The organism is Ensifer sp. GW821-FHT05G01, assembly GCF_059419585.1.
Genome location: NZ_JBWKSC010000020.1, coordinates 50,532 through 70,796 on the forward strand (window position 1 = coordinate 50,532; position 20,265 = coordinate 70,796).

Below are 20,265 nucleotides of genomic sequence, written 5' to 3' on the forward strand. Positions count from 1 at the left end.
GTCAACGGCCGGCGAGCGCCTTGATCTTTTCCCGCAGCATCCGCGCCATGTTGCGGGTGTTGCGATAGAGGTGCAACTGGGCTGCGACCTGGCGAACGTCGCGGTCGCGGGTCTGCTGCAGGCCGATGACGAGCGTGCCCATTTCTTCCCGCTGTTGCCAGAACCGGCTCATGATCGGGTGGTCGGGAACGGCGCAGGAATCCGAACGGGCGATGTTGGCGTCGTCGAGGTGCCATTCGGTCAGTTCCGCCAAAAGCAGCTTGCCCGGCGAGAACTTCGCGTATTGCTCATTGTAGGCCGTCTTCCACGTATAGGCTTCGCCCGACATCAGGAAAACGACCATGGAGGCAATGGCCTTGCCGTCGAGGTCGAGTGTGTGGATACGAACGCTGTCGGCTTCGGCGAGGTTGGTGATTGCCTCGCGCGCGAAGGCCGCGCGGAAGCGGTCGAGCACCATGGCGCTGCGTTCACGGCCCTTCCAGCCGGACGCTTCCAGCGCAAGGAACTCTTCCATGCGAATGCGGATCTCGCTCGGCTGGCGCGCGACGGAATAGGCGAGTTTCCCGCGCTTTTCCAGCTGGTTCCATTGGCGCCGCAATTCTCGGAAATGCGCCGGGCTGATCGCCTTTTTCAGATAGGTCGGGCCATCGAGCAGGCTTTCGAGCATCGGCCGGCTGAACATGTCAGTCACTGTCAGCGGCAGGTTTCGGCCGATGGCGACAGCACGCGCCAGTTGCGCGAACTTGCCCTTGAGGCGCACATCCGGCAGCACCAGAACCGGAGGAAGGCTTGCCGACGGATTGGTCAGGGCTTCAAGCAGGTTGTCGATTGTTTCGGCCGCATCCTCGGCATCGAGCAGCGGCACGCCAAGCGGGCCGAAGGGATTGGACCAGGCGCGGATAATCGGTGCGCCGATCGAAAAGCCGGGCTTCTCGATCGAAAATGGCATCAGGAAACGCATGCGGCTGCGGCGCTCGTTGTTGTCCCTGATGATGGCGAGCCGGATGACGCGTTCCTCGAGCCTGGGCATCGCCGGCGCCAGGAAACGGCCGGTGAAGAAGACGTTTGGCTCAAGCGCCCGGTTCGACAGGAAGTCGAGTTCGCCCTGCAATTCATAGCCGGCCTTGGCCGGGTAGATAGCGAGATGCCGTCCGGGGCGTCCGACCGCAAGCATGTGCTCCGCCTGGGGATGCGAATGGCCCATCGGTGCCAGCCCGCCAAGGATGCGGGCAGCTCTGTCGTCTGCGTCACCGGGAAGATTGGTATTGCCGATCATGGATGGATCGCCCCGTTGTTGTCATGGTTCGAACGCCCGCTTGCGAAAGCGAACAGCGCGAAGCCGAAGGTGCGCCTTACGGCGAAATGAAGCAGCATTGCCTCGACGAACATAGCACCGGCGGTTGCAAATGCAGCACCAATCAATCCGAAAAGAGGAATGAGGCTCAAGTTAAGCGCGAGGTTTGCCACCAGAGCGCCGGCGTACAGGATCACGCACAGCGTCTGCTGGCCGGCCATCGTCAGCAGGATTTCGGCGGGCCCGATGAAGGCCTTGGCCATGATGCCGGCAAACAGGATCGCCATCAAAGGCCAGCCGCCGACGAAGGCCGGACCGAACAGCGAGAGCAGGATCGGGCCGGCCGCCAGGACGACTGCACCGAGCACCAGCGACGGCCAGAACGCCCAGCGGGCGCTTTCGATGGCGATCTCGGCCAATTGCCTGCGGTCTTTTGCGGCCATGGCTCCGGCAATCCGTGGACCTGCTGCCGCCTTGACGGAGAACATGACGAAGTGAACCAGCGCCATCGTCTTGGCGGCGGCGAAGTAGACGGCGACATCGTCCGGCTTCAGGTAGAAGCCGACAATAACGACGTCGGAATTGGTCAGCAGGAATCCGAAGCCGTCGATCAGGAAGATCGGCACCGCGACCGTGAGCCAGCGTCCCATTTCGATGCGCAGCGGTCCTTTGACGTAGCGCGAACGCAACCGCCAGGTGAGTACGAGGAACTGGCTGATGGTCGTCGCATAGACGGCGGCCATGGCTGCGGCCATGGCGGTGCGCGCCGTGTGCGGCGCGCCCATCGTCGTTGCCAGCACCATGAAGGCGAGCACCAGCAGAGGGCGGATGATGAAGGTGGGGCTCATGGCTGAAAGCGGCCAACCATGGGCGCGGGCGGTGCCGTCCATCACGTCGCCGAGCGCGATCATCGGCAGAATGAACAGGCCGAGATAAAGCGGCACGAGGTAGTAACCCTCGATCCGTTCCGCAAACAGCCACAGGCCCGCAAACCCGACGAGTGCGAGCGTGCTTGCCGACACGAGGGCAAAGATGCGCGCGGTGGTCGTCAGGCCGCGAATTTCGTCCAGCGCCGCTGTTGCCTGGTATTCCGGCAGGAAACGGATCACGGCCGAATGGAAGCCGACGCAGGACAGGTTACCGAACAGGATCACCAGCACCCAGACGAAGACGAAGATGCCGTACTCGAACTCGCCCATCAGGCGCGCGAGAATGATCTGGGACAGGAAGGCGATTGCGGCGCTGAGGATGCGGATGGCGAAGGCGACCAGCGCCATGCGCCGTGCCGTGTTTCTCGGGTCGGGTTCGGTCAGGGCGGCGACCAGCATGCCCCCCAGCGGAGACAAGCGGTGACGAAGCGCTGACGGCAGCATTCGTCCGGCTGTTTGACACACCGCCATGAACACGAGAACACCCTGAGATTACGCAATACAGGGTTTGGTTGTGCCAGATCAGCGTTAACAAACGGTTCAGTCGGCGGGTTTGCCTTGGGGAGGGAGCCGAGCGGATGGACCCCGTCCGGTGCCGAAAAGACGCTCTTTGGATCGCAACCGGCCAACGCCAGATCGTTCGGCCCCGCCACTGGACGTCGGGAGGCGAGGCGGTGTTCGCCTTTCACGCCTCGCAAACAAAAATGCCGCCCGGAGGCGGCATTTTCAGATCAGGCTTCGTAAATTCCGTGGCAGTGCTTGTACTTCTTGCCGGAGCCGCATGGGCAGGCCTCGTTGCGCGAGACCTTGCCCCAGGTCGACGGATCGGCCGGGTTGCGTTTTTCCGGAGCGACGGCCAGCAGCGAACCGGAGCCGCCGCCAAAATCGTCTTCGCCGGTCAGCGGGTCGATATGGTGACCTTCCATCATCGGCGGAACCGGCTGCGGTGCTTCGGCCGCCTCTCGCACCAGTTCGACGCGCATCAGCTGGGCCGTCACTGCCTGGCGCAGGTTGCCGAGCAGCGCCTGAAACAGCTCGAAGGCTTCGGACTTGTATTCCTGCAACGGATCGCGCTGCGCATAACCACGGAAACCGATGACCGAACGCAGGTGGTCGAGGTTGACGATGTGTTCGCGCCAGAGATGGTCGAGTGTCTGCAGGATCACCGAGCGCTCGACATACTGCATGATCTCCGGTCCGAAACGCTCGGCACGGTCGGCAACGGCCTTTTCGGTGGCTGTCGTGACGCGCTCGAGAATATCGGCCTCGTCGATGCCTTCCTCGGCGGCCCATTCGACGATCGGCAGGTCGAGGTTGAGGTACTGCTGCACGTCGGCCTTGAGGCCGGCGACGTCCCACTGCTCGGCATAGGCGCGCTCAGGGATGCGCTTGGACACGATGTCCTCGATGACCTCGGTGCGCATGTCGGTCACGGTTTCGGTGACGCTGACGGCATCCATCAGCTCGATGCGCTGCTCGAAGATCACTTTGCGCTGGTCGTTGAGCACGTCGTCGTATTTCAGAAGGTTCTTGCGGATATCGAAGTTGCGGGCTTCGACCTTCTTCTGCGCGCGCTCGAGCGCCTTGTTGATCCAGGGGTGGATGATCGACTCGCCTTCCTTCAGGCCGAGCTTCTGCAGCATGCCGTCCATGCGGTCGGAGCCGAAGATGCGCATCAGGTCGTCCTGGAGCGACAGGTAGAACTTGGACCGGCCCGGGTCACCCTGACGGCCGGAACGGCCGCGCAGCTGGTTGTCGATACGGCGGCTTTCGTGACGTTCGGTGGCGAGGACGTAAAGTCCGCCGGCGGCAAGCGCCCTTTCCTTCAGTTGCTGCACCTCGGCACGGATCGCCTGTTCGCGTTGGTCGCGCTCAGGGCCGGGCTCGACTTCCGAGAGTTCCTGCTGGATGCGCATGTCGACGTTGCCGCCGAGCTGAATGTCGGTACCGCGGCCGGCCATGTTGGTGGCGATCGTGACGGCACCGGGAACGCCGGCCTGGGCCACGATGAAGGCTTCCTGCTCGTGGTAACGCGCGTTCAGCACCTGGAAGTTGTCGAAGCCCGACTTCTTCAGGAGGTCGGCAAGCTGTTCGGACTTTTCGATCGACGTCGTGCCGACCAGCATCGGCTGGCCGCGCTCGTGCGCCGACTTGATCTCGTCGATGATGGCTTTCAGCTTTTCGCCCTGCGTCCGATAGACTTCGTCGTCCTCGTCGATACGCTTGATCGGCAGGTTGGTCGGGACCTCGATGACTTCCAGGCCGTAGATGTTGCCGAATTCTTCCGCTTCGGTGGAAGCCGTGCCGGTCATGCCGCCGAGCTTGGAATACATGCGGAAATAGTTCTGGAAGGTGATCGAGGCGAGCGTCTGGTTCTCGGGCTGGATCTGCACCTTTTCCTTGGCTTCGAGCGCCTGGTGCTGGCCTTCGGAATAGCGGCGCCCCGGCATCATGCGGCCGGTGAATTCGTCGATGATGACGATCTCGCCGTTGCGTACGATGTAGTCCTTGTCGCGCTGGAACAGCTTGTGGGCCTTGAGCGCGTTGTTGACGTGGTGGACGATCGCGACGTTCTCGATGTCGTAGAGCGATTCACCCTTGAGCAGGTCTGCCTGTCTCAGAAGGTTTTCGAGCTTCTCGGTGCCTTCTTCGGAGAAGTTGGCCGAGCGTTGCTTTTCGTCGATCTCGTAGTCTTCCGGCGAAAGCATCGGAATGAACTCGTTGATCGTGTTGTAGAGGTCCGAGCGATCGTCGAGCGGGCCGGAGATGATCAGCGGCGTGCGCGCTTCGTCGACGAGGATCGAGTCGACTTCGTCGACGATGGCGAAGAAGTGGCCGCGCTGAACCATCTGCGCGCGCTCATACTTCATGTTGTCGCGCAGATAGTCGAAGCCGAGCTCGTTGTTGGTCGCGTAGGTGATGTCGCAGCCATAGGCGGCCTTGCGCTGGTCATCCGTCAGGCCATGAACGATGACGCCGGTCGTCAGCCCGAGGAAGCTGTAGATGCGGTTCATGGTGGCGGCGTCGCGCTGTGCCAGGTAGTCGTTGACGGTGACGACGTGCACGCCCTTGCTGGCGAGCGCGTTGAGGTAGACCGGCAGGGTCGCGACGAGCGTCTTGCCTTCGCCGGTCTTCATTTCGGCGATGGCGCGCTCATGCAGGATCATGCCGCCGATCAGCTGGACGTCGAAGGGGCGCAGGCCAAGCACGCGGCGGGCGGCTTCCCGGGCAACCGCGAAAGCCGGCACCAGAAGGTCGTCCAGCGTCTTGCCGTCTGCGAATTCCTTGCGGAATTCCACGGTCTTGGCGGCGAGTGCCTCATCCGACAAAGCCTTCATGTCGGCTTCAAGAGCGTTGATGGCATCGACCCTCGCCTTGTAGCCACGCACGCGGCGATCGTTGGAGGAGCCAAACAACTTGCGGGCTAGGCCGCCGAGACTGACCATATGAATGGTCCTTTCTTTTTTGTTGCCTTGGGTTCCACTGGCCGCACTGTCCAAAACCGCGCAATGCCGTGAAACGCCCGGAAACTGTTCTGGACGCGAGGTTGCGTGACAGATAAGAGGGGGGTCGAATTATGTCAACGCACTTGCGTGGCCGGACGGCTACAGAACCGCCACATTCTGGTGGTGTTCAGCCGCCACGAGGCCGACGCAATCGCGTTGATGGCCAAAGGTGAAAGGTTACGAGCATGTCGAAGTTGAAGACCCTGGCCGCTGCGGCCCTGGTTGCGGCGATCGCCGTTCATGGTGTCGCGCGCGCCGAAGATGCGGACCCGGTCATCGCCACGGTCGGTGGCGAAGAAGTGCGCCAGTCCGAGCTCAATCTCGCCCTTGGCGGTCTCGACCCTCAGCTCCAGCAGATGCCGGAAGAGCAGAAGCGCGCAGCCGCGCTGTCGGCCGTCATCGACGTCAAGCTTCTGTCGAAGACCGCAGAGGCGGAAGGCCTTCAGGACGACGCGACGTTCAAGCAGCGTGTCGCCTACCTGACCGAACGCGAACTGCACAATGCCTTCTTCAAGAAGCACGTCGTCGATGCCATCACCAAGGAAGAGGTGAAGGCGCGCTACGACAAGGAAATCGCGGCCGTTCCGGTCCAGGAAGAAGTCAAGGCACGCCATATCCTCGTCAAGACCGAGGAAGAAGCCAAGGAAATCATCAAGGAACTCGACGCCGGCAAGAGCTTCGTCGAGCTGGCCAAGGCCAAGTCTTCCGACCCGAACAAGGACGACGGCGGCGACCTCGGCTATTTCACCAAGGGCCGGATGGTTCCTGAATTCGAAGCCGTCGTGTTCACGCTCGACAAGGGCGCCTACACCAAGACGCCGGTGAAGACGCAGTTCGGCTTCCACGTCATCCTGGTCGAAGACAAGCGCCCGCAGGCTCCGCCGACGCTGGAGCAGGTCGAACCGCAGGTTCGTCAGCTTGTCATGCGCGACAAATACGTTGAGCTGCTTGCTGCTGCCAAGAAGGATACCGGTGTCGAGATTTCCGATCCGGCTCTGAAGAAGGCCTATGACGAGGCCAACAAGGCGCAGGAAGCCAAGTAATCTCTCGACTGACGGGCCCGTCCAAGGGCAGGGGCCGTCGATCAACGTTTCTTGTCGATGCCCGACGGCTGAAGGCCGTTCGGGCATTTGTCGCAACTTCACCTTGATCCCACGTTCTTCAGGCAGGTTTCCCATGTCCGGTTCCGTCTCTCCGCTTGCTCCAAAAACTTTTGTCGACATGCCCGCCCTGCGCGGCGTTCGCATGGCAACGGCCGCGGCCGGCATCAAGTACAAGAACCGTACCGACGTGCTGATGATGGTTTTCGACGAGCCTGCTGCCGTTGCCGGCGTGTTCACGCGCTCCAAGTGCCCGTCGGCGCCTGTCGATTTCTGCCGCCAGAACCTGGGCGGCGGTGTTGCACGCGCGGTGGTCGTCAATTCCGGCAACGCGAATGCCTTCACGGGCAAGAAGGGCCGGGAAGCGACGGAGCTGACGGCAAAATCGGCAGCGAAAGCCGTCGGTTGTGCCGAGAGCGAGGTGTTCCTGGCTTCGACCGGCGTGATCGGTGAACCGTTGGACGCGACGAAATTTTCTGGCGTGCTCGACGATCTCGCCGCTGCCGGCACGGAAGCGTTCTGGTTCGAGGCCGCCAAGGCGATCATGACGACGGACACCTATCCGAAGGTCGCCACCCGCAGCGCCGAGATCGGTGGCGTCAAGGTCACGATCAACGGTATCGCCAAGGGTGCCGGCATGATCGCGCCGGACATGGCGACCATGCTCTCCTTCGTCGTCACCGACGCGGACATCGCTCCGGCAGCACTTCAGGCGCTGCTTTCGGCCGGCGTCGGCCCGACGTTCAATTCGGTCACGGTCGACAGCGACACCTCGACGTCCGATACGCTGATGCTGTTTGCGACCGGTGCTGCCGCTGTCGACGGCCAGCAGAAGGTGACGGACGCGACCGACGCGAAGCTCGACGCTTTCCGTGCGGCGCTCAACGACCTGCTGCGCGATCTGGCACTCCAGGTCGTTCGCGACGGCGAGGGCGCTCGCAAGATGGTTGCCGTCACGGTGGAAGGTGCCGAGAACGATGCGGCTGCCAAGCGGATCGCGCTTTCGATCGCCAATTCACCGCTGGTCAAGACGGCGGTCGCCGGCGAGGACGCCAATTGGGGACGCGTCGTCATGGCCGTCGGCAAATCAGGCGAAATGGCCGAGCGCGACCGCTTGGCGATCTGGTTCGGCGATGTGCGCGTCGCCGTCGAGGGCGAGCGCGATCCGACCTATTCGGAAGCGGCCGCAACGGCGGTCATGAAGGCGCAGGACATCCCGATCCGCGTCGAAATCGGCCTTGGTTCCGGGCGCGCGACGGTCTTTACCTGTGACCTCACCAAGGAATATGTCGAGATCAACGGCGACTACAGAAGCTGATGCCTTCGTGAAGCGGTCTTGTCGGGGCCTGCGGCTCCGAAAGCGCTCGCATTGACGGTATCCGGGTTTGGCCGGTTGGGGGTAAGCAGATGACATCGAACGAGACACAGCCCGGCACAGGCGATGCCGCGGCTGGAGGCAAGGACAAGCGGATGGTTGATCTTCCGAGCGTGCGACGGCTTGAGGCCGTCGGTTTTCGCGCCTGGCCGGCAGCGTCGGTCCACTATGACGGCAGCTGGCTGATCCGGCTGAACGCCGGTCACGATTCCAAGCGTCTTAATTCGGTCAACCCGCTCGATCCCTCGGATTACCGCGACATCCCGGTTCGGCTGGAAAAGGCCGCCAGGCGCTTTGCCGATTACGGGCGGCCGCTGACCGTGCGCCAGACGCCGTTGACGCCGCCGCAACTGATCGCCCACATGGACGGCGAAGGCTGGACTGCCTTTTCCCACAGCACCGTGATGATGGCTGACATTGCCGAGCGTGATTTCGGCGAAGGTATCGACCATCTGCCGATCAAGGATGTCGGCCGCTTCGTCGACGCGCGCATCCGCATCGGCAAGGACGACCCCAAGACCAAGGCCGCACTTGCCGAGATCATCAACGCCATCAAGCCGGAAAGCGGTCTGTTCCTGTTCGAGGATGTGGAGAGCGGCCCCACCGCGGTTTCGCTGGTCGTCCAGGACAATGATCTCGCCGGTATCATGCTGTTTGCGGTCGATGAGCATTTCCGCAGGCAGGGGCTGGGCAAGGCCATGCTCGACGTGTCGCTGCGCTGGGCCCGCCTGCGCGGCGCCAAGAAGGCCTGGCTGCAGGTCGAGGCAGACAACGAGGCAGCGCTGGCGCTTTATCGCAGTGCGGGCTTTTCGGACGTCTACAACTATCTCTACCGTACGCCGAAGGCCTGACGCATGGATGCCACCGGAAAGAAGATCGTTCTCGTCGCCGCCTGCGCATTGGTCGATTCCGATGGCCGGATCCTTCTCGCACAGCGTCCTGAAGGCAAGTCGCTGGCCGGCCTGTGGGAGTTTCCCGGTGGCAAGGTTGAGCCCGGCGAGACGCCGGAGGAAACGCTGATCCGCGAACTGGATGAAGAGCTCGGCATCCAGACCAAGGTCGCCTGCCTTGCGCCGCTGACCTTCGCCAGCCACACCTATGACGATTTCCACCTGCTCATGCCGCTGTATGTCTGCCGTCGCTATGAAGGTGTGGCGATCGGCCGGGAAGGCCAGGCGATCAAATGGGTGCGTTCCAAGGCCCTGCGCGACTATCCTATGCCTCCTGCCGACGAGCCGCTCATCCCATTTCTGATGGATTTGCTCTGAACCTACCCAAAAACCGGCCGATTATTAATCGATCGTTTATCTCCCTCCCGCAAAGATAGCTGCAATTCAGTTTCGGTACGTGGCGTTCAGCGAACGGCGTATCGGTTTCGGGCAATGTGGCAGGACGAAGCTTGGGAAGGATGCTCCCGTTCGCCGCACCTTATGCGTTTGTGAGGCTGGGATGGTTGACGACGATTTCTGGAGGACGGTTCAGGAGAAGGACATGGTGACGAGCCAGTCCCGCCGGACGGGTGTGCTCAATCTGTCGCTGCTGTTTGGAACAGCCGTGATTGCGCTGACGCTTATCCTGACCCCGATGCTGTCTTCGAAGGCGGACAAGCGCATGCTCGCGAACACGCCGATGGACTACGACAATATTTCGACCGGCTCTATTCCCTCGAACGGCACCACCAAGCGCTATACCGTGCGCCGCAGCGTGCTGCAGGAAATGCCGGGGGCTGTCTGCATCATCGATGCCGACGGCAGCAAGAGTGGCTGCTGATCTGGGCGGCGCGTCGGACTGGTTCCTTGCGTGTCTGCCGGTCGGGAGGCGAGTTCCAACGGGGCTGGGTACCTATGAACACGTTGAAGCGCCTTATTCGCGATAAAAATGCGGCCACTGCGGTTGAGTACGGACTTATCGCGGGCCTGATTTGCCTCAGCCTGATTCTCGGCCTGGAGCAACTACGAGACGCGCTGCTGTCTCTTTTCAATCTGCTGACAACGACGTTCCTGGATTCGCGGAACTGACGACCCGAACATCCGGTTTTCAGACCGGTCGTTCCTTTGTCCCCAACGCCTCCGACAACCGTTGTTTCGCAGAACCCGGTTTCAGCGGTTTCTGCTGGCTTTCGTGCGGCGCCCAGCCTGAGAGATAGACGACCGAGAAGGTTGCACGGATGCGACCGTCCGGGTCGGAAAAGCGTTCCGCGTAGATTTCCGCGGCTCTCAGGAAAAAGCGTCGGGAAACGGGTGTCCGGCTGCGGGCTGCCAGCGGGCTGGTCATGCCCATCGCCCGCAAATCCCTGATAAGCGCGAAGAGCGAATCATAACGCACCGTATAGGTTTCCGCGTCTGCCACCGGCAGGGCAAAGCCGGCCCGCTGCAGCAATGCGCCCATGTCGCGAACGTCGGCAAAGGGAATGACGCGTGGACTTGCGCCACCGGTCAGCTCGGCTTCTGCCGCAAGCAACGCCTCGCGCAACTCGTTCAGCGTTCCATTGCCGGGGATCGCCGCCAGGAACAGCCCATCGGGCTTCAGTGCCCGGCGCGCCTGAATGAAGGCGCCGGGCGTGTCGTTGGTCAGGTGGAGGGAAAGCGGAGAGACGAGAAGATTGAGCGTCTCGGGCTCTGCGGGGACGCGCTCGAGCGGCGCAATCGCAACCGGCATGGCAGCGGTGCCGAAACCGGCATCCGTTTCCACCCGCTCGACCGTTCCGACCTTGCCGGTTTCCAGAAGTCGGAGTGCGGTTGCGCCGGTGTAGCCGTGCAGCTCCATCGCCTTGTCGAACTGGCGCTCGACCACGCTAACGCGGTCGGCCAGTTCCTGTGCGACGATATCGAGGAGGAAGGCTGCTTTCGGGTCGGCATTGTTGAGTGCCCGGCGGCGGTGCGCCTCGACGAGGCTCTGGTCAAAGATGATTTCCACGGTACTCTGCTCCGGCAGCATGATGGCCTCCCCGGATCGGAACCGATTCAAAAGAGAAATCATGCCGAAATTCAAAGTGCTGCGGCGACATCAGCGCATCCGAAATGGCGCGTGGCGCTGCAGCGTTTTCCAGCGTCCTGCAAAGAAACCCACGCGACGGTAAAGTCAACCATATGAACCGGGAAGAGCGGCAATTTGGACTGGCGGGTGGCCTCGCCCTTCTGCGACAGGTCGGCAACGATCTCATCGACCTCGTCTATCCTCCCGTCTGTTGCGGCTGTGGCCGGCTGATGGGCCGCCACCGGGCCGTCTGTGCGCCCTGCTGGTCGACACTCCAACTGATCGAGCGGCCCTATTGCGAAATCCTCGGCCTGCCGTTTGCCCATGATCATGGGGAGGGAACGGTATCGCCCGAGGCGATCGCCGATCCGCCGGTCTTCGACCGTCTGCGCTCCGTTGCCATCCACGACGGCATCGCACGCGATCTCGTGCATGGATTGAAGTATCGTGACCGGACCGATCTCGCGCCAATGATGGCGGAATGGATGGTCCGGGCAAGCGATGGCGCGGTCGCTTCCGCCGATGCCATCATCCCGGTTCCGTTGCATGCCTTCCGGCTCTGGGGGCGCAAATACAACCAGGCGGCGGAGCTTGCCCGCGCCGTGGCAGCGCTGTCAGGCCGCCCCTACCTGTCGTCAACGCTTCGCCGCATCAGGCGCACGACCAAACAGGTCGGGCTTGGCGCCAAGGCACGCGAGGACAATGTTCGCGGCGCCTTTGCCGTTGCCGAAAGCGGCAGGCAAGGTCTCATCGGAAAACGCATCGTCCTCGTCGACGATGTATATACGACTGGCGCCACCGTCTCGGCCGCGGCTCGCGCGCTGAAGCGGGCGGGGGCCGGACACGTCACGGTTTTAACCTTTGCAAGAGCCATGTCCGGTCTTATATGACAAATGAAAGTCCGGCATCGTTGCCGGTGAAGGAGCGGTTAGGAAACATGGCTTCGATCGTTATTTATACGCGTCAGTTCTGCGGCTATTGCTCGGCTGCCAAAAAGCTTCTGGAAACCAAGGGCGTCTCGTTCCTCGAACACGATGCGACTTACGATCCGCAGGTGCGCCAGAAGATGATCGAGAAATCGCATGGCGGCACCACATTCCCGCAGATCTTCATCAACGACATCCATGTCGGCGGTTGCGACGATCTGCATGCGCTGGAACGAGCTGGAAAGCTCGACGAGATGCTGGCCGCCTAGACCTTCTCCGCCCTGAATGGAGCGACAGAAACGCTCCATTGCCGTATCTTCAAGAATTCCCTGATGGAAAGCCGTTTCGGACTTTCCCGGGAATGCTCGCAGGAGCCCGACTGCCATGACCTTCAAGGCTGCCGCCATCCAGATGTGTTCCGGCGTCGATCCGGCAAGAAATGCCGAGACGATGGCACGGCTGGTGCGCGAGGCGGCAGGTCATGGCGCGACCTATGTCCAGACGCCGGAAATGACCGGAGCGCTGCAGCGCGATCGCGCCGGCTTACGGGCCGTGCTGCGGGACGAGGCCAACGACATCATCGTGCGCGAAGCGGCGGCCCTTGCGCGTGAACTCGGCATTCATCTGCATGTGGGGTCGACCGCCATCGCCCTTGCCGACGGCAAGATCGCCAATCGCGGGTTCCTGTTCGGCCCGGATGGCTCCAAGATCTGCGACTACGACAAGATCCACATGTTCGACGTCGATCTCGACAATGGCGAGAGCTGGCGCGAAAGCGCGGCCTACACGCCGGGCGCGACGGCGCGTTTGGCGGACCTCGATTTCGGCAAGCTCGGCTTTGCCATCTGCTACGACGTCCGCTTCCCGGAACTGTTCCGCCAGCAGGCGGTCGCAGGCGCCGAGGTGATGTCGGTGCCGGCGGCCTTTACCCGCCAGACCGGCGAAGCGCATTGGGAGATCCTGCTGCGCGCCCGCGCCATCGAGAACGGCTTCTTCGTCATTGCCGCAGCCCAAGGCGGCGTGCATGAGGACGGGCGCGAGACCTTCGGCCATTCGATGATCGTCGACCCTTGGGGCAAGGTGCTGGCCGCAGCCGGTGCTGCCGGCGAGGGGATCGTGTTGGCCGATATCGATGTTGCCGCCGTGCATGCGGCCCGCGCCAAGATCCCGAACCTCAGGAATGCCCGCAGCTTTGCGCTGGATCAGGTCCTGCCGACCGGCAAGGGAGGCGTTGCCGCTTGATCCGCTATACGCTTTCCTGCGATCAGGGCCACGCTTTCGAGGGCTGGTTCTCGTCGAGTGACGATTTTGATGGCCAGATGGAGCGCAAGCTCGTTTCCTGCCCCACCTGCAATTCCACATCGGTTGCCAAGCAACTGATGGCACCTTCGGTCGCAACCGCCCGCAAGAAGGAAGCGACGCGGGCGCTGGTCATGGATCAGGCGCAGAAGGAAACCGTCGCCAAGATCCGCGAACTCGTCAAAGCGGTGCGTGACAATGCCGAGGATGTCGGCGACCGCTTTCCCGAGGAGGCGCGCAAGATCCACTATGGTGAGGCGGACGAACGCGGTCTCATCGGCCAGGCGACGGTGGAAGAGGCCGTCGCACTTCTCGAAGAAGGCATCGCGATCGCGCCGCTGCCGGTATTGCCCGACGAGGTCAACTGACCGCCGGCGCGGCATCGTTCCCCACGCCAGCCGTTTTGCCTGTCGTTTCATAAAATCCGAAAACGCTCTTTAAAAACAGATTGTTGGTTCCCATTTCCGGATCTTTGCAATCCGGGATTTTGAGAGCAATGGATCTTGCTGACCTTCGTATTTCCACCGACCGCCTGACGATCCGGCATTTTGCGCCTGAGGACTTCGATGGGTTCCATGCCTATCACCGGCTACCGGATGTTTATCGCTATCTCTATGCCGATCCGCTGGACGAGGACGGCGCACGCACCAAATTTGCGAAGGCGCGCGACCCGCGCCTCGATGAGGATGGGGATGTCGCGGTCTTTGCCGTGGAGCGACGGGAGGATGGCGCGCTCGTTGGCGAAGTGCTGTTGAAGCTTGCGAGCAAGGCGGCGCGGCAGGCAGAAACCGGCTACATCTTCAACCCGGCGTTTGCCGGCAAGGGCTATGCGACCGAAGCGATGCGGGCGGCACTCGATCTCGGTTTCTCCCTCCTCAATTTTCACCGGATTTTCGCGCGGCTCGATCCGCTCAATACCGGCTCTGTCGGCGTCGTCGAGCGTCTCGGCATGCGCCGTGAGGCGCATCTTATCCAGAACGACCTGTTCAACGGCTCCTGGGGCGACGAGTACATCTACGCCCTGCTGCAGCACGAATGGAACGCGCGGCCAAAGGCTGCCCGAGGCAACTAGGGGTCAAAATGCAAAACCCTCCGGCGACAGACATCGCCGGAGGGTTTCAAATGTTCAGTCCATATCCCGCAGGCTCGGCCGGTTTGCCGTCAAAGTGGGCGCTTGGCGACGATCATGTAGTTGACGTCCATGTCCTTCGACAGGTTCCACTGGTTGGAGAGCGGGTTGAAGAACACGCCGGTGCGTTCGGTCAGTTCCAGACCGCTTGCGACAAGCGGCTTTTCCAGCTCCTCGGGGCGCACCAGCTTTTCATATTGATGGGTGCCGCGCGGCAGCCAGCGCAGCACGTTTTCGGCGGCGAAGATCGCCAGCGCCGCCGCCTTCATCGTGCGGTTGATGGTGGCGACGAACATCAGGCCACCCGGGCGAACCATATGGGCGCAGGTGCTCATGAAGAAGTCGACATCGGCGACGTGCTCGACCACTTCCATGTTGAGAACGATGTCGAAGCTTTCGCCCGCTTCGGCAAGCGCTTCAGCCGTTACCGCACGATAATCGACGGCAACGCCGCTGCCGGCCGCATGGGTCTTGGCGATGCCGATATTCTTTTCCGACGCATCGGCGCCGACGACGTCAGCCCCCATGCGGGCCATCGGCTCCGACAGCAGCCCGCCGCCGCAGCCGATATCGAGCAGGCGCAAGCCTTTCAGTGGCTGCGGGCTCTTCGGGTCACGGCCGAAATGCTCGGAAACCCGGTCGCGGATATAGGCGAGGCGGACCGGGTTGAACTTGTGCAGCGGCCGGAACTTCCCCGTCGGGTCCCACCATTCGGCGGCCATGGCCGAAAAGCGGTCTACCTCGCTCTGGTCGATCGTCGTGCGCGCTGTCTCGCTCATGCTGCCGTCTCCTTCATTCTGTCTGATGAAGTCGGACGATCGGGCAGGGATGTCAAGAGGCGGGCCGCGGCCACAACAGCGCATCCAAGGCAGCTACAGCGGGTTCTGTCGATGGCACCCCAGCCGACAAGCGTTCGGTCAAGCCTCCGGCTGCGGTTGGTAATGCAGGATGACGACACCGGACTTGAGCGGCCGCGCGTGGGTGAGCTTTAGAGTGGTGCGCTTTGGCAGGGATTTGAAGAGCGGGACGCCGCCGCCAAGCAACACCGGGTTGATGCCGAGGCGATACTCGTCGACGAGGCCTCTTTCCACCAGCCCCGCGGCAAAATCCGCGCTGCCGAAGATGAAGATGGTGCCGCCGTCCAGCGCCTTCAGGCGTTCGACTTCGGCGACGGCATCGCCGGAAACCAACGTGGTGTTGTGCCAATCGGCACGCGTCAATGAACGGGAGAAGACGTATTTCTCGACACCGTTCATGAAGGTGGCGATATCGCCCTCGGCCGCTGGCCAATAGGATGCCATCATTTCGTAGGTCACTCGGCCGAACAGCAGCGTATCGCCTTCACGCTGGGTCTCACCGATGTAGGCGGCGAGCTCGTCCTCGAAGACGAACCAGCTGATGTCATGGCCCGGGGCCTCGAAGAAACCATCGACACTGACCATGTCCCACATGATGACCTTGCGCATTGTCATTGCTCCCGTTTTCGCTCGCCGCCGGTTGCGGACCATTTGCCGATAATTAATCCTCGCAATACTGGTTCAATTTTGCAAGTGGTTTTGTTATTGTATCGGATATCGCCCGCCGTCGACGGGCCTTTCATGTATCGGCTGGCAGGGAAGCAAAGTGCGCGGGAAGCAGATTTTGGGCGATCGAAACCGTCGCCCCCGCAGCCTTCGCAACGCTTGCTGGAAATCGGTTGCGTGATCGCACGGCCGGACAGATCTGAAAGCGGCCATCCCGGATGACGTGCGCGACGGGGTGGGACGAAGCCCGGGCGGTCCAGCCCGAGCTTCAATCTGTCCTATCTCTGCGCGTCGACGATCAGGATCATCGGCCGTTCCATCTCTTCTGCAAGAGCTGGATTGGCGTCGATCTGGGCTGGCCTCGGGTGCCACTCCTCGACGTGACGGATGGAAAAACCGCCGCGCACCAGGGCGTTAAGCGTGGTGCCGATCGTGCGGTGGTATTTGATCACGCCCTTGGCCAGCCAGTCCGTCGTGCGCCGACCCTCGACGGAATAGTGATCCACCGGCCAGCGCTTCTGCCCGTCTTCGCCGACCTGCCAGCCAGGGTTCAGCGATGCCATGTAGATCGGGTGTTCGATGGTGAAGACCAGGTGGGACCCGGGGATCAGCGCATCGTGGATCGCCCGGACCAGCCGGTCGAAATCCTCGACATAGTGGAAGGCGAGCGAGCTATAGGCGACGTCAAAGGCGCCGGCCTCGAGCGCCAGTTGGTCGAGATCGGCGATGCCGTATTCAATTGCCGGATCGGACGTGTCGCGCCGGGCGCGGGCAATCATATTTTCCGACAGGTCGAGGCCGAGAACGCGATCGGCCCCCTGCTCGCCGGCGAAGCGCGAGAACCAGCCGAAGCCACAGCCGAGATCGACCACGCGCTTGCCCGCCAGATCCGGCAGGGCGGCGCGGATCGCCGGCCATTCGGCGGCGCCCTCCAGACCATGCACGGATCGACCGAGCTGGCTGTAGCCTTCGAAAAATTCCGGTTTGTCGTAGATATTCTGTGCCATTTCATTCTCCATCAAAAAATGCCGATGGACGGCGCACCCGTCAAATGAAGAACCCCGTCCGTTTCCGGCGAGGTTGCAGGTGCGCGAACGCTCTTTCGTCAGCGTGCTCTATCGCCCCCGCATCCCGCCTGTTGGGATGCCGGCCGAACGCGCAACGATATGGACGTCATGTTCGCACATGGGCCCGATATCGCCCGATCCGGCAATCCAGTCAAGGTTCGCATCTGCCGCAAAGAGCTTAACGCCGGGGCGAGGGTATCAATCGAGATATTCCAACGGATATAACGCTGTGCCATAGTCGCGCCGAACCATCGTCCGCACCTCGAACAAGAGGCTTCACCATGATCAGTTACTTCGCCGGCGCCGTCGGCGCCTTTCTTGCCCTGATACCGCTTGCGGCTGAGGCGAAACCCTTCACGGATGCTGCCGGACGCACGGTCGAGCTTCCCGATCATATCGGCAAGGTGCTGGCGGCCGGTCCGCCGGCATCGGTGCTGATCTATGCGATTGCTCCGGAAAAACTGGCGGGCTGGGTGCGCGAGCCGAAGGAGGACGAAAAGCCCTACCTGATCGAGGCGGTGCGCGGCTTGCCGACCTATGGCCGGCTGACCGGCAAGGGAGGGACGGCGAACATCGAGGCGGTGCTAGCCGCCAAGCCCGACGTCATCATCGATGTCGGCACGGTGGACGCGACCTATGCCTCGCTTGCCGACAAGGTGCAGAGCCAGACCGGAATTCCCTATGTCCTGATCGACGGTTCCTTCGGCAAGAGCGCCGAGATCCTGCGCAGCCTCGGCGTCATGCTCGGCGCTGAAGAGCGGGGCGACAAGTTGGCCGACTATGCCGACGAGACACTGAAGGAACTCGCAGCGACCATGGCGGCGGTGCCCGCCGACAAGCGCCCGCGGGTCTATTATGGCCGCGGTCCCGATGGTTTGGAGACCGGTCTTGCCGGCTCGATCAATCTGGAAATTCTCGAATCTGCCGGTGCCGTCAACGTCGCTGCCGCCGCCGGAAAAGGCAGTCTGACCCAAGTTTCGTCGGAACAGGTGCTCGCTTGGAACCCGGAGGTGATCATCGCGGCAAGCCCGAAGTTTGCCGCGTCGGTTGCAGCCGATCCGGTGTGGAGCAAGGTCCAGGCGGTCGGGAAGGGGCAGGTGTTCAGCGCGCCGTCGCTGCCGTTCGGCTGGTTCGATTCACCGCCCGGCATCAATCGCCTGATCGGTATCCGCTGGCTCGAGGCACTGCTTTACGGCGATATCTACCAGGGGGACCTGAAAGCCGAGACGCGCGAATTCTACAAGCTGTTCTACCAGGTGGATCTTGATGATGCGCAATTGGCGACGCTGCTCAAAGGCGCTCTGCCGGAAGCGGAATGACAGGAAAAGCAATGACAAGACGAATGCTGTCGAGGCGCCGATTGGCCGGCTCGGGATTTCTGCTTGCGTTCGCCGGCCTGCTGGCGCTCGCCGTCCTGTCCATGACAGTCGGTAAGTTCGACGCCGGGCTGGCGGATCTGCTCGCCCAGATCAGTGCAATGCTTGGCGGTGCGCCGGCGGATGAAACGGTGACAACGGTCTTCTGGAACATCCGCCTGCCGCGGGTGGTCGCCGGTCTTGCCGTCGGTGCGGCTCTTGCGGCGGCCGGTGCAACCTACCAGGGCTTGTTTCGCAATCCGCTGGTCTCGCCCGATATCCTCGGCGTTTCCGCCGGCGCCAGTTTCGGCGCGGTGATCGGCATCTTCCTGTCTCTGCCTGTCGGCATCATCCAGTTGATGAGTTTTGCCGGCGGGCTGATTGCCGTGTTCTCGGTTTATGCGGTTGCCGCAGCGATCCGCAACCGCGATCCGGTGCTGGTTCTCGTGCTTGCGGGCATCGCGGTCGGTGCGCTTGTCGGTGCCGGCATATCGCTGATCAAGATCCTCGCCGATCCCTACGACCAGTTGCCGGCGATTACCTGCTGGTTGCTCGGTAGCCTTGCCTCGGTGACCTCAGGCGATGTTGTTTCCATCCTTCCGGCGCTTGTCGTCGGCATCGTCACGCTCTTTCTCCTGCGCTGGCGAATGAACGTCATGACGCTGGGCGAAGAAGAGGCGAAGGCGCTGGGTATCGATACCGGCCGCCTGCGGGTGGTGCTGGTGCTTGCGGCAACGCTCATCACTGCTGCAGCCGTTTCGATCACCGGCATCATCGGCTGGATCGGCCTTGTCATTCCGCATGTGGCGCGCCTCATCGTCGGTCCGGATTTCGTCCGGCTCCTGCCGGTGTCGATGGCGCTCGGCGCCGCCTACCTGCTCGTTGCCGACATCTTGGCGCGCAGCATCGCGCTGATCGAGGTGCCGCTCGGTATCCTGACGGCGACCGTCGGTGCCCCGTTCTTTCTCTGGCTGCTCGCATCTGGACGAAAGGGCTGGCAATGAGGCTCGAGGTCGACCGGATCGCCTTTGGCTATGGCAGCCGCCTTGTCGGCCAAGACATCAGCTTCACGCTCGAAGAAAACGAAGTCTTGGTGCTGTTCGGACCGAACGGCGCGGGCAAGACGACGCTGTTCAAGACCTTGCTCGGGCTCGTTCCGTTGAGGGCCGGAACGATCCGGCTGGACGGCCAGCTGATCGGCGCCTGGTCCGGCCGCGAGCGGGCATCGCGCATCGCCTATGTGCCGCAGGCCCACGCAGCGCTATTTCCCTTCACGGTGGAAGATCTGGTGTTGATGGGCCGTGCGCCGCATGTCGGCCTGTTTGCAACGCCCGGCCTCCGTGACCGCGACGTGGCCGCCGCCACTCTGGAGCGGCTCGGCATCGGCCACCTGGCAGGCCGCGCCTATACCGAAATCAGCGGCGGCGAGCGCCAGATCGCGCTGATCGCCCGGGCGCTGGCACAGGAACCGTCGATCCTGGTGATGGACGAACCGACGGCGAGCCTCGACTACGGCCACCAGATGCGGGTGCTCGACCGGGTGCGCGAGCTTGCGGGCGAGGGCGTCTCGATCGTCCTGTCGACCCACAATCCCGACCACGCCTTTCGGGTGGCCGACCGGGTGGCGCTGGTGTTCCAATCGAGGCTTGCGGCACTCGGAACACCGGAAGCCGTGCTGACGGCAGAAGCGCTCAAGCAGCTCTATGACATCGATGTGGTGATCGGCATGCTTGCGGGCAGCAACGCCCGCCTCTGCGCACCACGAAACAATACTTGACGAAAGGAA

Annotated in this window: 21 protein-coding genes; 14 read left to right on the plus strand and 7 right to left on the minus strand. The window is 62.4% G+C overall.

What is annotated here, in order from left to right; all coding sequences use genetic code 11:
• Position 1: 1 nt before the first annotated feature.
• The 3 genes from AC07UR_RS32890 to secA form a co-directional block, all read right to left on the minus strand.
• A complete protein-coding gene (locus AC07UR_RS32890) occupies positions 2–1,276 on the minus strand; it encodes a GNAT family N-acetyltransferase (protein WP_209793135.1) in 1,275 nt (424 codons plus the stop codon).
• A complete protein-coding gene (locus AC07UR_RS32895; RefSeq protein WP_209793133.1) occupies positions 1,273–2,667 on the minus strand; it encodes a lipopolysaccharide biosynthesis protein in 1,395 nt (464 codons plus the stop codon). The genes AC07UR_RS32890 and AC07UR_RS32895 overlap by 4 nt, the downstream gene beginning before the upstream one ends.
• A 287-nt stretch (positions 2,668–2,954) precedes the next feature.
• Positions 2,955–5,669: a preprotein translocase subunit SecA gene (gene secA, locus AC07UR_RS32900; RefSeq protein ID WP_209793131.1), complete on the minus strand. Its 2,715-nt coding sequence runs from the start codon at positions 5,667–5,669 to the stop codon at positions 2,955–2,957.
• 245 nt (positions 5,670–5,914) lie between these two features.
• Here secA and AC07UR_RS32905 point away from each other — a divergent pair, with 245 nt between their 5' ends.
• From AC07UR_RS32905 to AC07UR_RS32930, 6 genes are all read left to right on the plus strand, one after another.
• Positions 5,915–6,772: a peptidylprolyl isomerase gene (locus AC07UR_RS32905; RefSeq protein ID WP_173423491.1), complete on the plus strand. Its 858-nt coding sequence runs from the start codon at positions 5,915–5,917 to the stop codon at positions 6,770–6,772.
• Positions 6,773–6,905: 133 nt separating this feature from the next.
• Positions 6,906–8,147 carry a bifunctional glutamate N-acetyltransferase/amino-acid acetyltransferase ArgJ gene (gene argJ, locus AC07UR_RS32910; RefSeq protein ID WP_209793129.1) on the plus strand — a complete coding sequence of 414 codons (1,242 nt, stop codon included), beginning with the start codon at positions 6,906–6,908 and terminating at the stop codon, positions 8,145–8,147.
• Between the two features lie 89 nt (positions 8,148–8,236).
• Positions 8,237–9,055, plus strand: a complete 819-nt coding sequence (locus AC07UR_RS32915; RefSeq protein WP_173423489.1) for a GNAT family N-acetyltransferase — start codon at positions 8,237–8,239, stop codon at positions 9,053–9,055.
• Between the two features lie 3 nt (positions 9,056–9,058).
• Positions 9,059–9,472, plus strand: coding sequence for an 8-oxo-dGTP diphosphatase MutT (gene mutT / locus AC07UR_RS32920; RefSeq protein ID WP_173423488.1), 414 nt, complete (start codon positions 9,059–9,061; stop codon positions 9,470–9,472).
• A 181-nt stretch (positions 9,473–9,653) separates the two neighbouring features.
• Positions 9,654–9,974, plus strand: coding sequence for a hypothetical protein (locus tag AC07UR_RS32925; protein ID WP_077500981.1), 321 nt, complete (start codon positions 9,654–9,656; stop codon positions 9,972–9,974).
• Positions 9,975–10,048: 74 nt separating this feature from the next.
• The gene (locus AC07UR_RS32930; protein WP_173423487.1) at positions 10,049–10,222 is read left to right on the plus strand and encodes a Flp family type IVb pilin; all 174 of its coding nucleotides are present in this window, start codon (positions 10,049–10,051) and stop codon (positions 10,220–10,222) included.
• 19 nt (positions 10,223–10,241) lie between these two features.
• Here the strand turns inward: AC07UR_RS32930 and AC07UR_RS32935 are convergent, their stop codons facing one another.
• Positions 10,242–11,120: a methyltransferase domain-containing protein gene (locus AC07UR_RS32935; protein WP_173423795.1), complete on the minus strand. Its 879-nt coding sequence runs from the start codon at positions 11,118–11,120 to the stop codon at positions 10,242–10,244.
• 173 nt (positions 11,121–11,293) lie between these two features.
• Between AC07UR_RS32935 and AC07UR_RS32940 the strand changes: the two genes are divergently transcribed.
• The 5 genes from AC07UR_RS32940 to AC07UR_RS32960 all read left to right on the plus strand — a co-directional run bounded on the left by AC07UR_RS32940 (position 11,294) and on the right by AC07UR_RS32960 (position 14,477).
• Positions 11,294–12,070, plus strand: a complete 777-nt coding sequence (locus tag AC07UR_RS32940; RefSeq protein WP_209793128.1) for a ComF family protein — start codon at positions 11,294–11,296, stop codon at positions 12,068–12,070.
• 47 nt (positions 12,071–12,117) lie between these two features.
• Positions 12,118–12,375, plus strand: coding sequence for a glutaredoxin 3 (gene grxC / locus AC07UR_RS32945; protein WP_173423485.1), 258 nt, complete (start codon positions 12,118–12,120; stop codon positions 12,373–12,375).
• 115 nt (positions 12,376–12,490) lie between these two features.
• Positions 12,491–13,348 (plus strand): carbon-nitrogen hydrolase family protein, encoded by an 858-nt coding sequence (locus tag AC07UR_RS32950; protein ID WP_209793126.1) that lies wholly within the window; start codon positions 12,491–12,493, stop codon positions 13,346–13,348.
• Positions 13,345–13,773: a DUF1178 family protein gene (locus AC07UR_RS32955; RefSeq protein WP_173423483.1), complete on the plus strand. Its 429-nt coding sequence runs from the start codon at positions 13,345–13,347 to the stop codon at positions 13,771–13,773. Before AC07UR_RS32950 ends, AC07UR_RS32955 begins: the two co-directional genes overlap by 4 nt.
• A 128-nt stretch (positions 13,774–13,901) precedes the next feature.
• On the plus strand, positions 13,902–14,477 hold the full coding sequence (locus AC07UR_RS32960; protein WP_209793124.1) for a GNAT family N-acetyltransferase: 576 nt from the start codon (positions 13,902–13,904) through the stop codon (positions 14,475–14,477).
• An 89-nt stretch (positions 14,478–14,566) separates the two neighbouring features.
• On the opposite strand, the gene ubiG is transcribed toward AC07UR_RS32960, so the two are convergent.
• The 3 genes from ubiG to AC07UR_RS32975 all read right to left on the minus strand — a co-directional run bounded on the left by ubiG (position 14,567) and on the right by AC07UR_RS32975 (position 17,064).
• Positions 14,567–15,313: a bifunctional 2-polyprenyl-6-hydroxyphenol methylase/3-demethylubiquinol 3-O-methyltransferase UbiG gene (gene ubiG, locus AC07UR_RS32965; protein ID WP_209793121.1), complete on the minus strand. Its 747-nt coding sequence runs from the start codon at positions 15,311–15,313 to the stop codon at positions 14,567–14,569.
• A 138-nt stretch (positions 15,314–15,451) separates the two neighbouring features.
• On the minus strand, positions 15,452–16,000 hold the full coding sequence (locus tag AC07UR_RS32970; protein ID WP_209793119.1) for a dihydrofolate reductase family protein: 549 nt from the start codon (positions 15,998–16,000) through the stop codon (positions 15,452–15,454).
• A 335-nt stretch (positions 16,001–16,335) separates the two neighbouring features.
• Positions 16,336–17,064 (minus strand): class I SAM-dependent methyltransferase, encoded by a 729-nt coding sequence (locus tag AC07UR_RS32975; RefSeq protein ID WP_209793118.1) that lies wholly within the window; start codon positions 17,062–17,064, stop codon positions 16,336–16,338.
• Between the two features lie 341 nt (positions 17,065–17,405).
• Between AC07UR_RS32975 and AC07UR_RS32980 the strand changes: the two genes are divergently transcribed.
• The 3 genes from AC07UR_RS32980 to AC07UR_RS32990 are packed head-to-tail and all read left to right on the plus strand — an operon-like array spanning position 17,406 to position 20,256.
• The gene (locus AC07UR_RS32980; RefSeq protein WP_209793117.1) at positions 17,406–18,443 is read left to right on the plus strand and encodes an iron ABC transporter substrate-binding protein; all 1,038 of its coding nucleotides are present in this window, start codon (positions 17,406–17,408) and stop codon (positions 18,441–18,443) included.
• 11 nt (positions 18,444–18,454) lie between these two features.
• A complete protein-coding gene (locus AC07UR_RS32985; protein ID WP_209793116.1) occupies positions 18,455–19,483 on the plus strand; it encodes a FecCD family ABC transporter permease in 1,029 nt (342 codons plus the stop codon).
• On the plus strand, positions 19,480–20,256 hold the full coding sequence (locus AC07UR_RS32990; RefSeq protein WP_209793115.1) for an ABC transporter ATP-binding protein: 777 nt from the start codon (positions 19,480–19,482) through the stop codon (positions 20,254–20,256). The genes AC07UR_RS32985 and AC07UR_RS32990 overlap by 4 nt, the downstream gene beginning before the upstream one ends.
• Positions 20,257–20,265 lie beyond the last annotated feature (9 nt).